This window comes from Pseudomonas sp. Irchel 3H3, assembly GCF_900187635.1.
GTDB lineage: Bacteria > Pseudomonadota > Gammaproteobacteria > Pseudomonadales > Pseudomonadaceae > Aquipseudomonas.
Genome location: NZ_FYEC01000007.1, coordinates 54,928 through 68,654, shown reverse-complemented (window position 1 = coordinate 68,654; position 13,727 = coordinate 54,928). Strand labels below are relative to the sequence as shown.

Annotated in this window: 14 protein-coding genes; 2 read left to right on the top strand and 12 right to left on the bottom strand. The window is 62.5% G+C overall.

The window, feature by feature from the left end; all coding sequences use genetic code 11:
* Positions 1-204: 204 nt before the first annotated feature.
* The 8 genes from murB to CKW24_RS10355 form a co-directional block, all read right to left on the bottom strand.
* Positions 205-1,224: a UDP-N-acetylmuramate dehydrogenase gene (gene murB, locus CKW24_RS10390; RefSeq protein ID WP_095167625.1), complete on the bottom strand. Its 1,020-nt coding sequence runs from the start codon at positions 1,222-1,224 to the stop codon at positions 205-207.
* Entirely contained in the window at positions 1,221-1,685 is a 465-nt protein-coding gene (locus CKW24_RS10385) for a low molecular weight protein-tyrosine-phosphatase (RefSeq protein WP_095167623.1), read from the bottom strand. Before CKW24_RS10385 ends, murB begins: the two co-directional genes overlap by 4 nt.
* Entirely contained in the window at positions 1,685-2,449 is a 765-nt protein-coding gene (gene kdsB / locus CKW24_RS10380) for a 3-deoxy-manno-octulosonate cytidylyltransferase (RefSeq protein WP_095167621.1), read from the bottom strand. Before kdsB ends, CKW24_RS10385 begins: the two co-directional genes overlap by 1 nt.
* Positions 2,446-2,631, bottom strand: a complete 186-nt coding sequence (locus CKW24_RS10375; protein ID WP_095167619.1) for a Trm112 family protein — start codon at positions 2,629-2,631, stop codon at positions 2,446-2,448. Before CKW24_RS10375 ends, kdsB begins: the two co-directional genes overlap by 4 nt.
* A 24-nt stretch (positions 2,632-2,655) precedes the next feature.
* Complete coding sequence (lpxK, locus tag CKW24_RS10370) at positions 2,656-3,666, bottom strand: tetraacyldisaccharide 4'-kinase (RefSeq protein ID WP_095167617.1); 1,011 nt, start codon at positions 3,664-3,666, stop codon at positions 2,656-2,658.
* Positions 3,666-4,094 carry a biopolymer transporter ExbD gene (locus CKW24_RS10365; protein ID WP_095167615.1) on the bottom strand — a complete coding sequence of 143 codons (429 nt, stop codon included), beginning with the start codon at positions 4,092-4,094 and terminating at the stop codon, positions 3,666-3,668. The genes lpxK and CKW24_RS10365 overlap by 1 nt, the downstream gene beginning before the upstream one ends.
* A complete protein-coding gene (locus tag CKW24_RS10360; RefSeq protein WP_162530197.1) occupies positions 4,091-4,726 on the bottom strand; it encodes a MotA/TolQ/ExbB proton channel family protein in 636 nt (211 codons plus the stop codon). The genes CKW24_RS10365 and CKW24_RS10360 overlap by 4 nt, the downstream gene beginning before the upstream one ends.
* 105 nt (positions 4,727-4,831) lie before the next feature.
* Positions 4,832-7,072 carry a DNA internalization-related competence protein ComEC/Rec2 gene (locus CKW24_RS10355; protein ID WP_095167614.1) on the bottom strand — a complete coding sequence of 747 codons (2,241 nt, stop codon included), beginning with the start codon at positions 7,070-7,072 and terminating at the stop codon, positions 4,832-4,834.
* A gap of 135 nt (positions 7,073-7,207) precedes the next feature.
* Between CKW24_RS10355 and CKW24_RS10350 the strand changes: the two genes are divergently transcribed.
* Entirely contained in the window at positions 7,208-7,729 is a 522-nt protein-coding gene (locus tag CKW24_RS10350) for a DUF2062 domain-containing protein (protein ID WP_095167612.1), read from the top strand.
* Positions 7,730-7,778: 49 nt separating this feature from the next.
* Here the strand turns inward: CKW24_RS10350 and CKW24_RS10345 are convergent, their stop codons facing one another.
* From CKW24_RS10345 to CKW24_RS10330, 4 genes are all read right to left on the bottom strand, one after another.
* Positions 7,779-8,558, bottom strand: coding sequence for an ABC transporter permease (locus tag CKW24_RS10345; RefSeq protein ID WP_095167610.1), 780 nt, complete (start codon positions 8,556-8,558; stop codon positions 7,779-7,781).
* The gene (locus CKW24_RS10340) at positions 8,555-9,487 is read right to left on the bottom strand and encodes an ABC transporter ATP-binding protein (RefSeq protein WP_095167609.1); all 933 of its coding nucleotides are present in this window, start codon (positions 9,485-9,487) and stop codon (positions 8,555-8,557) included. Before CKW24_RS10340 ends, CKW24_RS10345 begins: the two co-directional genes overlap by 4 nt.
* 133 nt (positions 9,488-9,620) lie before the next feature.
* Positions 9,621-10,244, bottom strand: a complete 624-nt coding sequence (locus CKW24_RS10335; RefSeq protein ID WP_095167606.1) for a glutathione S-transferase family protein — start codon at positions 10,242-10,244, stop codon at positions 9,621-9,623.
* Positions 10,245-10,287: 43 nt separating this feature from the next.
* Positions 10,288-10,947, bottom strand: a complete 660-nt coding sequence (locus tag CKW24_RS10330; protein ID WP_095167604.1) for a transglutaminase family protein — start codon at positions 10,945-10,947, stop codon at positions 10,288-10,290.
* 250 nt (positions 10,948-11,197) lie between these two features.
* On the opposite strand from CKW24_RS10330, the gene CKW24_RS10325 reads away from it, so the two are divergent.
* On the top strand, positions 11,198-13,645 hold the full coding sequence (locus tag CKW24_RS10325; protein WP_095167602.1) for an acyl-CoA dehydrogenase: 2,448 nt from the start codon (positions 11,198-11,200) through the stop codon (positions 13,643-13,645).
* Positions 13,646-13,727: the final 82 nt, after the last annotated feature.

Here is a 13,727-nt window from a genome sequence, read left to right as displayed (position 1 = left end):
AGTTATCTGCCGCGCTGTAGCGAGGGTTCGGAACACGCAGATCGACTCAGGCTAATGGGCTCTCTTGTGAAGATGGGTCTTCACCGGGCCTTCGGTGGAGCAAAATGAAAACATCGTCAGAAGCTCACGTTAACTGATCATTAACAAAAAAGCCCTGCAACCATTAGGGTGTGCAGGGCTCTGGGTTCAGCGTTCAAGCGTAGCTCAATAGCGGTTCGGTTCCATTTCCAGCTCGACATTAAAACGCTCGAATATGTCTTTCTGGATCCGCTGCGCCAGCGCGAGCAACTCAAGCCCGGTGGCACCGCCATAGTTGACCAGCACCAGCGATTGCAGCCGGTGTACTCCGGCGTCGCCTTCGCGAAAACCTTTCCAGCCCGCCTGCTCGATCAACCAGCCGGCCGCCAGCTTGACCTGGCCATCGGCTTGTGGATAACCGACCAGGCCCGGGTGCGCGAGGCGGATTTGCGCGGCCAACTGGGCGCCGACCAGCGGATTCTTGAAAAAGCTGCCGGCGTTGCCGAGCACGGCCGGGTCAGGCAGCTTCTCACTGCGAATACTGCAAATCGCCCGGCTGACATCGCTGGCGCTCGGCCGCTCGATGCCCTGCTCGGTCAGGCGCTGGCGCACCGGACCGTATTCCAGGTGCAAATGCTCGACCCGGTCCAGGGCAAAACGTACCCGCAGGATCAACCAGCGGCCAACCTGTTGCTTGAACAGGCTGTCGCGGTAGGCGAAGTTACATTCGGCCAGGGTGAAATCCCGCAGCTCGCCGGTCTGGCGATCCAGGGCCGTCAACCCGGCGAACACGTCCTTGATCTCCACCCCATAGGCCCCGATGTTCTGCATCGGCGCCGCACCTACCGTGCCGGGAATCAGGCTGAGGTTCTCAAGACCCGACAAGCCCTGCGCCAGCGTCCATAGCACAAAGGGGTGCCAGGCTTCGCCCGCCTCGGCTTCGATCACTACACGCGTGCCATCGTCGCTCAACTGGCGAATCCCGCGAGTGGCCATGCGCAGCACCAACGCCGGGATGTCCGCCGTCAGCAGCAGGTTGCTGCCCGCGCCAATCACCAGCAATGGCAGCCCGTGCTCGTCGGCATACGCCAGCGCCTGGCGAACGTCGGCATCGCTTTGGGCCTCGGCGAACAGTTGCGCGCGCACATCCACGCCAAAGCTGTTGAACGGCTTGAGCGAAACCTGCGACTGCAGGTGCAAAGTCATAAGCGTCCCTTCAATTCAATCACCAGCAAATCGCAGGCCTGTTCGATCAGGTCCAGCACCTGTTCGAAGCCATGCTCACCGTCGCAGTAAGGATCCGGTACGTCATCGACACTCGACTCATATCGACGCAGGAACAGGTCCAGCTCAGCCTTGCCCTGGGTGGGCTGCAGGGTCTTGAGGTGGCGCAGGTTGCTCTGGTCCATGGCCAGGATCAGGTCGTAGCTGGAGAAGTCGGCACGCGTTACCTGTTGCGCCCGTTGCGCCGACAGGTCGTAGCCCCGGCGCAGGGCTGCGGCCTGGCTACGCTTGTCGGGCGGATTGCCGACATGCCAGTCGCCGGTGCCGGCAGAAGCCACGTCGACCTGCCCGGTCAGCCCGGCTGCACGCAGCTTATGCCGCAGTACGCCTTCGGCCGTCGGCGACCGGCAGATATTGCCCAGGCAGACAAACAGAACCCGCATCAGGCCTCCAGCAGGCGACGGACGCGCTCGAGGTCTTCAAGGGTGTCGACCCCCGCTGGCGGGGCAATAAGGGCATCGGCGACATGGATCCGCACACCGTGCCAGAGCGCGCGCAGCTGTTCCAGGCACTCGGTGTCTTCCAGCCAGCACGGGCCCCAGCTGACGAAGTCATGCAGGAAGCCGGCACGGTAGGCGTAGATCCCGATATGACGGCGGTACGGCACGCCTTCAGGCATTTGCGTCTGGCTCTTGGCGAACTGGTCGCGCGCCCACGGCAGGGTCGCCCGACTGAAGGTCAACGCCAGGCCATTGAGGTCGCTGACGACCTTGACCACATTGGTGTTGAACAGGGTTTCAAGGTCTTCGATCGGTTCGGCCAGGGTCGCCATGCCCGCTTCGGCATGGGCTGCCAGGTTGGCGGCGACCTGGTCGATCACGCTCGGCGGAATCAACGGCTCGTCACCCTGGACGTTGACCACGATGGCATCTGGCGCCAGGCCCAACTGGGTGGCCACCTCGGCCAGGCGGTCAGTGCCGGAGTTGTGGTCGACCCGGGTCATCACCACTTCGCCACCAAAGGCCTGGCAGGCCTCGACAATGCGCGCGTCGTCGGTGGCGATTACCACTCGTTGGGCGGCACTTTTACGCGCCTGCTCCCAGACATGCTGGACCATCGGCTTGCCGGCAATCATCTGCAGGGGCTTGCCCGGCAGGCGCGTGGAGGCAAATCGCGCCGGAATCACCACGGTGAACGCGTTGCTCATTTGTCCAGGCGCTCTTCGGTGGTCAGGGTACGGGCTTCGGTTTCCAGCATGACCGGAATGCCATCACGAATCGGAAATGCCAGGCCAGCACCCTTGCTGATCAGTTCGGTCTTGTCGGCGCTGAGCTTGAGTGGACCTTTGCAGATCGGGCAGGCGAGGATGTCGAGCAATTTGGTGTCCATGAAAAACTCCCTGGAAAACAGCGTTTAAGGCAAAAGACGTGCGGGCAACAGCCGCATCAGCTGCGTATCGAACCAGGCCACGAAAGCCGGTGAAGGCGCAGCATCGACCGCCAGGTACCACCAGTCGGGGGCAGCAAAGGCTCGGCATTTCACCGCATCCTTTTCCGTCATGACCAGCGGTAGCGATGGCGTGAAATTCAAGGCCGCCGCGCTGTATTGCGCGTGGTCGGCAAACGCATGTGGCACAGGCTGCCAGTGTAGCGTTTCAAGGGTAGTGAAGAAACGTTGCGGATTGCCGATCCCGGCCACTGCGTGCAACGCCTGCCCCGCTGGAAAATGCTCGAGGCCGCGGCGCTCGCCGGTCAACAGGTTGACCAGAGCCGTGGGTTGCAAGCGGAATGCAAAACCATCGTCGGCATCAGCCAGGGCGCCGTTGTACAGCACCGCATCAACGCTTTGCAGGCGCTCCACCGGCTCGCGCAACGGCCCAGCCGGCAGGCAACGACGATTGCCCAGGCCGCGCGCGGCATCGATCAGCACCAGTTCGAGGTCGCGCGCCAGGCGGTAATGCTGCATGCCGTCGTCGGAAAGGATCAGGTCCAGCGGCTCGGCGGCCAACAACGCACGGACGGCGCGACTGCGGTCCGGATCGATCATCAAGGGCACGCCAGTGCGCTGGACGATCAGCAGCGGCTCATCGCCGGCCATCGCGGCTGTCTGTTGCGCCTCGACCCGCCAGGGCAACTGCGGCGGCGTCGCCCCGTAGCCACGACTGACCACCCCGACCCGCAGGCCGGCGCGCTGGCAGTGTTCGATCATCCACAGAATCAACGGCGTCTTGCCGGTGCCCCCGACCGTGATGTTGCCGACCACGATCAACGGCACCGGGGGCTGGTAGATCTCGCCCTCGCCCGCCAGGAACCGCCGGCGCTTGGCCGTGACCACGCGCCGGTACAACCACTCCAGTGGCCACAAGACTTTAAGCGCCGGATGACCGGCGTACCACGCGGCGAGCAATCGATCGGACATGGCCATCAGGGTGCCGGAGCCGCCTCGACAGTGGTCATGCGCAAATGGGTGAATCCCAGCTTGCCGGCGGCGTCCATGGCGGTGATGACCGCCTGGTGCTGGGTCTTGCCATCGGCGCTGATGGACAGCGGCAGGTTGGTGTCGCCATTGGACTGTTTTTTCAACGCATCGATCACGCTGGCCAGGTCGTTCTTGGGCAGCACCTGGTTGTTCACCGAGAACGTCCCGTCGGCGCTGATGGCGACATCCAGTTGCTTGGCCTGCTGGTCTTCGGCCGGCGAGCCGCTGACCGCTTCCGGCAAATCGACACGCAGCTGGGTTTCCCGGGTGAAGGTAGTGGTCACGACGAAAAACAGCAGCAGGATAAACACCACGTCGATCAGCGACGCCAGGTTGATGTCCACATTCTCCCGTGGCTTGCGGCGGAATTTCACGCTTTGCCCTCGGTCAGGTCGACGTCACGGTCGCCCTGCACCACTTCAACCAGCTTGATCGCCTCCTGCTCCATGCCGACCACCAGTTCATCGATGCGGCGCTGCAGGAACCGGTGGAAGAACACTGACGGAATCCCCACCATCAGGCCCGCGGCCGTGGTGATCAAGGCCTTGGAAATCCCCCCGGCCAGCACCGCGGCGTTGGTGGTCATGCCCGAGCCCATGAACGAACTGAAAATATCGATCATGCCCAGCACCGTACCCAGCAGCCCCAGCAATGGCGCCATGGCCGCAATGGTACCGAGCGCATTGATATAGCGCTCCAGCTCATGAATGACCCGGGCGGCAGCCTCTTCGATGCACTCCTTCATGATCTCGCGACCATGCTTGGAGTTGGCCAGGCCCGCGGCGAGGATTTCCCCCAGCGGCGAGTTGGCGCGCAATTCCTTGAGTTTTTCTTTATTGAGTTGCTTGTCCTTGATCCACACCCAGACCTGCCCGAGCAAGTGCTCCGGGGTCACACGGCTGGCCCGCAGGGTCCACAGGCGCTCGGCAACAATGCCCAATGCAGCGATCGAACTCAAAATGATCGGCAACATCATCCAGCCGCCGGATTTGACCAATTCCCACACAGTGACAGTCCCCTCGAAAAAGTGCGCCACTTTAGCATACCGACAGGCCATAGAGGCCGGGCCCGCCGACGACCGTGCCCGGCAATGGCACCAGGCCACGCCGCCTCAGGGTGCAGGGCTGACGGACGGTGCACTGTGCCAGAAACGTGCTCCACGACGCATCGCCTGCGGCGCCGCGAACTCCCCCAGAAGCAGGCGCACCGCGCCGTGCTCGGCACTGTCATAGATCTGCACTCCCAGGCGTTGATAACGCTCGACCACCTGCGGATGGGGATGACCGAAGCTGTTGCCATGCCCCCGGGAAATCAGTACCCCCTGGGGCGCCAGCGCGCGGACAAAAGCCTCGGATGAAGAACTGCGGCTACCGTGGTGTGGCGCTTGCAACCAATGGCTGTGGACCGCCAGCGGCGAACCGAGCAACACCCGCTCGGCACGGGCGTCAATATCGCCGGTCAGCAGCAGGCGCTCACCATTGGCCTCAATCTGCAACACACAGGAATTCTGATTGCTGTCAGTCGCCCCAGGCCAATGCCACAGGGCAAACCGCACTCCGTCCCACTCCCACTGCTTGCCACTGACACAGGGCAAAGCGCGCAATTCATCCGGCAGGTCCGGCGGTTCGCCGCTGATCACCTGCGTGACCGGTAGGCCACGCCAGATCGAGCGAGCGCCCCCGGCATGATCGGCATGGGCGTGACTGATCAGCATCAGGTCCAGGTGGCGGACACCGAACTTGCGCAACGCCGGCAGGACCACCTGCGCTCCGAGGTCAGAGTCGCGAAAACCCGGGCCCGTGTCATAGAGCAGAGTGTGCTGCCGGGTGCGCACTACAATCGCCAGGCCCTGGCCGACATCCAGTTGCCAGACTTCGGCCCGGCCTTCGGGCAGCTCCCGGAGCGGCGCGAACACCAGGAGCAGCAACATCGGCCAGCCGAGCAACCGCAACGGCAAGCCCTTGGGCAGCAATAGCAATACCGCGCCCAGCACGGCGATCGCCCAGACCCACAGAGGTACTGCCGGCGCCACCCAGGCCGGCAGTTTACCCGCCACCCAGGCCAGCGCGCCGAATAGCCCCTCGAGCAAACCGCCAGCCAGCCACAGCAGGCCCTCCCCGATATAGGGCACCGGCAGCAATAACGTGCCCAATAAGGCTGGGGGCAGGACCAGCAAGCTGATCCAGGGCACGGCCAACAGATTGACCAAGGGGCCGGTGAGGCTGATGGGCAGGTTGAGGATCAACAGCACCGGACATAAGCCCAGCGCAATCAGCCACTGGGCACGGGTCCAGGTTTGCCACCAGCGCCACGGCCCCAGTCGCCCGCCAAAGGTGAAAATCAACACCGCCACCGCAGCAAACGACAGCCAGAACCCCGGGCGCAAACTGGCCATGGGGTCCAACAGCAGCACTGCATTGAGCGCCAGCAGCCATGACCACCAGGCCCCAAGATGGCGAAAGCGCAGGCGCCATAACAACACCAGGCCAATCATCACGCAGGCCCTGCGCACGGGCACCTCGAATCCCGCCAGCAACCCATAGCCCAGTGCCGCGGCGAACGCCAGGCCACAGGCCCAGGGCAACCACGCCAGGCGCTGCGGCCACAGGCCATACCGGGCGAGCCCCGCAATCAGCAGATAGACCATCCCCGCCAGCAAACCCACGTGCTGTCCGGAAATCACCAGCAAGTGCACGGTGCCGGTGTCCTGCAGGACTTGCCAGTCGGCACGGCTCAGCCCAGAGCTGTCGCCCAGCACCAACGCCGCCAGTGCCCCTTCTCGGCCCTGGGCGTCGACGGCCAGCAAACGCTGGCGAACCGCGTCGCGCCAGGCCCATTGCGCAGGCTGCAGGCGCTGTCCGTCCTTGACGGTGGCCGTGGCACCGATGCGTTGCGCCAACAGCCAGGCCTCGTAATCAAAGGCATGGGGGTTGAGCAGGCCCACGGGACGCTTGAGCTTCACGGCCAGCCGCCAGCGTTCGCCGCTGTTGACCCGCGGCCCGTCATACCAGGCCAGCCGGAGCAACTTCGGCACCTCGGTGCGCCGCGCCTGGGCATCGGCCAACTCAAAGCGCACCACGCCGGGTGCGTACCGCGGCAAGCCCACGACCCGGCCTTCGATCCAGCGGGTCTGGCCGTCGAGCTCCGGCGCCAGGCGATTATCGAGCGCCCACTGCGCACTGCTACAGGCCCACACCAGGCCCAATAGAAACAACGCCAGCGGGTAGGTGCGAAACGGCAGCAGCATCAGCGCCAGCAAGACCATCGCCAGCAACATCCCGACCGGTGGTAAGGCCGGCAAAAAAACCAGGGTCAACAGACCCAGTGCAAGCGCCAACATCCCTGTGCGCATAAGCCCGTCCTTGAGAGTGCCCTCTCTTGGATTAGCCGAGTCACGGCGCCGCGCATTTATTAATTGTCACAAAGTCTGAATGGGCGTTTCCTTGAATCCGGGCATACTTGCCGCCTGAACTGACCGAGAAGCCCTATGCCCCGGCGCTTATTCAAACGTTACATGCCAGACCCGAGCAGCATCAGGGAACACAAGTCCTTACGCTTTCTCGGCACCCTGCTGCATGACCCGAACCTTTGGCACCTCAACCGCCACTCGGTAGCCCGGGCCATGGCGGTGGGCCTGTTTGCCGCCTTTTTGCCGATCCCCATGCAGATGCTGGTAGCGGCGGCACTGGCGATTTCGGTGCGCGGCAATATTCCGATCGCGGTGAGCCTGGTCTGGCTGACCAACCCGATTACCATGCCAGTGGTGTTTTTCTGCACCTACCAGACCGGCGCCTGGCTGATGAATGTGCCTGCCCGCAGCCTGCCGGAGGAACTGACCTGGGAATGGATCAGCGGTGAACTGTCGACGCTGTGGCAACCGTTCCTGCTAGGGTCGGTGGTGGCCGGCCTGGTGCTCGGTGCCCTGGCTTACTGCATGACCATGACCTACTGGCGCTGGTGGGTCGGCCGGCAATGGACGCGACGCAAAAAAGCTCGGCGAACCAAATAAAAAACGGCACCTCGCAGGGTGCCGTTTTTATTGTCGCAGGGTGCCTGTATCAGGTGCGCATCCCGCGACCACTGACCAGCAACCGTGCACAGCCGACGTACAGCACCACGGTGGCCACCAGCATGAAGGTGATGGCGATGCTGATCTTGATGTCCGACACGCCAAGAATGCCGTAGCGGAAGGCATTGACCATGTGCAACACCGGGTTGGCCAGCGACACCGTCTGCCAGAACGGCGGCAGCAGACTGATGGAGTAGAACACCCCGCCCAGGTAAGTCAGGGGGGTCAGCACAAAGGTCGGGATAATCGAGATATCGTCGAAGTTACGCGCAAACACCGCATTGATGAACCCCAACAACGAGAAGATAGTGGCCGTCAGCACCACCACCAGGATAGTCACGCCCAGGTGATGCACCTGCAAGTCAGTGAAGAACATCGACAGCAAGGTCACGATCACCCCAACCATCAAGCCGCGCAGCACACCGCCCAGGGTGTAGCCGATCAGAATGGTGTGCGGTGAAACCGGCGACACCATCAGCTCTTCGATGGAGCGCTGGAATTTGCTGCCGAAGAAACTCGACACTACGTTGCCGTAGGAGTTGGTGATCACCGACATCATGATCAAGCCCGGCACGATGTACTCCATGTAGGTGAAGCCACCCATGTCACCGATCTGCCGGCCGATCAGATTACCGAAAATCACGAAGTACAGAACCATGGTGATCGCCGGCGGCAGCAAGGTCTGCGGCCAGATCCGGGTAAACCGGCGCACTTCACGGTAAACGATGGTGTTGAGGGCAACGAGGTTGGGTTGCAGTTCGGAACTCATATGGCCACCTTCGCCAGGTTTTTCTCCACCAGGGACACGAACAACTCCTCGAGGCGATTGGTTTTATTGCGCAGGCTCAACACTTCGATGTTCTGCGTCGCCAATTGAGCGAACAACGCCGTGATGCCCACCGCTTTATCCACCTGGACTTCCAGGGTATGGCTGTCGATCCGCCGGCTCGGGTAGCCGATCAACTGCGGCGCCACCTGCATGTCGTGCTTGAGGTCGAGCAGGAACGTCTCGACATGCAACTGACCGAGCAGGTTACGCATGCTGGTGTTTTCGACAATGGTGCCGTGGTCGATGATGCCGATGTTGCGGCACAGCTGCTCGGCCTCTTCCAGGTAGTGGGTGGTGAGGATGATGGTGATGCCCTTCTGGTTCAGCTCGGTGAGGAAGCTCCACATCGAGCGCCGCAGTTCGATATCGACGCCGGCAGTAGGCTCGTCGAGGATCAGCAGGCGCGGCTCGTGCACCAGCGCGCGGGCGATCATCAAGCGGCGCTTCATGCCGCCGGACAGTGAGCGCGACGGAACATCGCGCTTGTCCCACAGGCCAAGTTGGGTCAGGTACTGTTCGGCCCGCTCCTTGGCAACCTTGGGGGGAATGCCGTAGTAGCCCGCTTGGGTCACTACGATGTCGAAGGTCTTTTCGAACTGGTTGAAGTTGAACTCCTGGGGCACCACGCCGATGCTGCGCTTGAGCGCGGCCGGGTTGCGGTCTAGGTCGTGACCGAAGATATTCACGCTGCCACTGGTCTTGTTGACCAGGGTCGAGAGAATGCCGATGGTGGTGGATTTGCCAGCCCCGTTGGGGCCGAGCAAGGCGAAGAAGTCACCTTCAGCGACATCCAGATCGATACCACTCAGGGCCTGGAAACCGTTGCCGTAGGTTTTGGTTAGCTGCCGGATGGACAGAGCAGAACTCATATCGGATTTACGCACCAAGAAGGGAAGTGAGAAATACGTTGCGGCTCGCGGCGAGTAAAACCACCGCGGCGCATGAGCGTTATGGTGCTTGGCGAAGTCGCACAAGTACAGTCACGCGTATTGATAGTCAGTATTAAGTCAACGCGGTCATGACCGCTTTCTGATAGGCCGGGCGCTGTTTCAGGCGCGCGTACCAGGCTTGCAGATGGGGTTGCGGAGTGCGCTCGATGGACATCTCGAACCAGGCATAGATGAAACTGCCCAGGGGAATGTCGCCCATGCCGATCTCGGCACCGGACAGATAGGGTTGGCTGGCCAACGCCTGGTCCGCCATCGCCAGCAAGGCTTCGCACTCCTTGATCGCGGCGTTGATCGCCGACCAGTCCTGCTGCGCGGGCGGGGTGCGCAACACACCCCAGAACACTGTACGGAAGGGACCGGCGAAACTTGAGGTGGTCCAGTCCATCCATTTTTCGGCACTCGCGCGGGCCTGGACATCGGCCGGGTACCAATGGGTCGCATTGGCGTGACGAGCCATCAGGTATCGCACGATGGTGTTGGACTCCCACAGCACAAAGCCATCATCTTCGATCACCGGCACCCGGCCGTTGGGGTTCATGGCACGGTACTCGGGCGTATCGACAACCCCAAACGCGCCGCCGGCGTCGATGGCCTCATAGGCCAGGCCAAGTTCCTGCGCCGCCCACAGTGGTTTTCTGACGTTCGACGAGTTTTTCCGACCCCAGATCTTCAGCATGACCTTCCCTCAATGGATGAATGCCGGGGCAGTCTACGCCGGATCAAGCGTCAGACAAATCGCTCTGCATGTCCCCCAGCAGGGCCGGCATCCGCTCGCTGAACAAATGCGGATAGCACTGTTGCAGATGCTCGAAAAAGAACGCCTCGGGCACATCGGCAAACTGCCCGTGATCCACCAGGTACTCCATGGACTGCAGCCCCTGGCGGTTGAAGGCATGAAACACACTGTCGTTGACCCCGTCGAACTCCAACGCCGGCACATCGAAAATTTCACACAGCCGCGCATTGAACGCCGGCGTCGCCTTGACCCAGCGCCCCTGCAGATACAGCTCGGTGTACCCGTGCATGGCGAACACATCGCTCTTGAGCAAGGCGATCAGGCGCGGGGTCGACAGGTGATTACGCACATCCGCCAGGCCGATGCGTGCCGCTATGCCGCAATGCCGGGCACAGCCGGCCAGCAAAGTGGCCTTGGGCACGCAGTAGCTTTCACCGGTGGCCAGGGCAAAGCTGCCGCGCAGCGTCTCGGGATCACGACTGAAGGTATAGGGGTTGTAGCGCACGGCCTCGCGCACGGCGTAATAGAGATTGACCGCCTGCGTGACCGGGTCTGGACTGCTACCCCGATGTTTTTCGGCGAACTCCACCACCGACAGGTGGTCACTATCGATGAAGCGGCCGGGACTCAGATACTCGTGCATGAGAACAATCTCCTGGGGAAGCCCCGAGTCTAGCGACACCCTCAGCACAGAGATAACGACATATCGGCCAAACATGAGAGCTTGTCACACACCCCACGCAGCTTTTGTTCGGCTTGCCGCCCGGTTTCACAAGCGAAATACACCCCCCTATTTCCTACACATTCAAACACATAGTGCCAACCGCCCCCTTTGGCAGATGCCGACTAAGCTCTTGGGGTGGTTTTGACCCTGGTTTCACGGAGGATTGAATATGTTGCTGTTGTGGATACTGGTTCTAGTGGTCGCAATTGCCTATCTGGCTCACCGCCGCACCGCGCCCCTGCCCGCCCTGGGTATCGTCGCCGCCTACCTGCTGGCGATGGGCATCCTGAGTCACGCACCCGGCTGGTTGCTGCTGATTTTCTGGATCGCGCTGGCGGCCGTGGCCGCGCCCCTGCTCCTGCCAGATCTGCGGCGCAAGTTCTTCAGCGCCCCGCTGTTCAGTTGGTTCCAGAAAACCCTGCCGCCCATGTCGCAGACCGAACGCGACGCCATCGATGCGGGCACCGTCTGGTGGGATGGTGAACTGTTCAGCGGTCGCCCGGACTGGAACAAGCTGCTGGCCTATCCCAAGGCGCAGTTGAGCGAAGAGGAGCAGGCCTTCCTCGACGGCCCGACCGAAGAGCTCTGCGCCATGGTCAGCGACTGGCAGATCGGCCAGACCATGGACCTGCCAGCCGAAGCCTGGGCACATATCAAGGCCAACGGCTTTTTTGCCCTGATCATTCCCCGGGAATACGGCGGCAAGGGGTTCTCCTCCTACGCCAACTCACAAGTGGCGATGAAACTGGCGACCCGCAGTGGCGACCTCGCCTCCACCGTCATGGTCCCCAACTCACTGGGGCCGGCCGAACTGCTGCTGCACTACGGCACCGAAGAACAACGCAACCACTACCTGCCGCGCCTGGCCCGTGGCGATGACATCCCGTGCTTCGCCCTGACCGGCCCGCTGGCAGGTTCCGACGCCGGCGCGATGCCTGACACCGGGATTATCTGCAAAGGCCAATGGCAAGGCGAGGAAACCCTGGGCCTGCGCCTGAACTGGGAAAAGCGCTACATCACCCTGGGCCCCGTGGCCACGCTGCTCGGCCTGGCGTTCAAGGCCTATGATCCGGACCATCTGCTGGGCGACGAAGAAGACCTGGGCATCAGCCTGGCCTTGATTCCCACCGATACCGATGGCGTGGAAATCGGGCGCCGCCACCTGCCTCTCGGCGCGTCGTTCATGAACGGGCCCAACTCCGGCAAGGACGTTTTCGTGCCCCTGGAGTTCCTCATTGGCGGCCAGGAGATGCTCGGCAAGGGCTGGATGATGCTGATGAACTGCCTGTCGGTGGGACGCTCGATTTCGTTGCCAGCCGTAGGCACGGGCGCCGCCAAGTTCACCAGCCTGGTCACCGGCCAATATGCCCAGGTGCGTGAACAGTTCAACGTGCCGCTCTCGGCCTTCGAAGGTATTCAGGAAGCCATGGCGCGCATCGGCGGCAATGCCTGGATGATGGACGCGGCCCGCATGCTCACCGCCAGCGCCCTGGACCTTGGCGAAAAACCCTCGGTGCTCTCGGCAGTGCTCAAGTATCACCTCACCGAACGGGGTCGCGAGTGCATCAGCCACGCAATGGATGTGCACGGCGGCAAGGCGATCATCATGGGCCCGAACAACTACCTGGGACGTAGCTGGCAAGGTGCGCCGATCTTCATCACCGTGGAGGGCGCGAACATTCTCTCGCGCAACCTGATGATCTTCGGCCAGGGTGCGATCCGCTGCCACCCGTTCGTCCTGAAAGAAATGGCCCTTGCCGGCCGCGAAGACAAGGACCAGGCACTGAAAGAGTTCGACGGTTTGCTGCTCAAGCATATCGGCTTTGCCGTGAGCAACGCGGCCAGCACCCTGGTCCTCAACCTCGGCTTTGGTCATCTGGAACACAGTCCCGGCGACAAACTCAGCCAGGGTTACTTCCGCGCGCTCAACCGCCAGGCGGCTGCCTTCGCCATGCTCGCCGACCTGAGCATGATGTTGCTGGGCGGCGAGCTGAAACGCCGTGAGCGCCTGTCAGCCCGCCTGGGCGATGTACTGAGCAACATGTACCTGGCCTCTGCCGCGCTCAAGCGTTATCACGACCTCGACTCGCCCGAGCACATGCGGCCGCTGTTCACCTGGGCAATGGAGGAAAGCCTGGGGCAGTCCGAACGGGCGCTGGACGAGCTGTTGAGCAACTTCCCGAGCAAGGTGCTGGGCTGCCTGTTGCGGGTCATCGTGTTTCCGTTCGGGCGCCGACACAAAGGCCCGGACGACCGACTCGGTGCCGAAGTGGCAGGCGTGATCGGCCGGGCCAAGGGCGACCCGACCCTCGAGGAGCTCCTGGGCGGCTGCTACCGTCCGCAAGCTGTCGAAGATCCGGTGGGCGCCCTGCAACATGCCTGCAATCTGCTGAATGCGGTCCATCCGCTGCAGAAAAAACTCCACCTGGCCCTCAAGAACGGGCAGTTCAAGCCCGCTGCCGGGGAAAACCTCATCGACGCGGCCCTTGAGGCCGGGGTGCTGCAAGCCGTGGAGGCGCAGAGCCTGCGCGAAGCCGAAGCGGCGCGTCGCAAAGTGATCGACGTCGATGACTTTTCCAAGGAGCAACTGCAACTGGCCGAGGGCAAAGTCCGCTAGGCCCCTGGCCCGTCCAGCGCGGCGGAGATGAAAAACGGGCGCCAGAGCTATATACTCCGGCGCCCGTTTTGCTTTAGTTCTA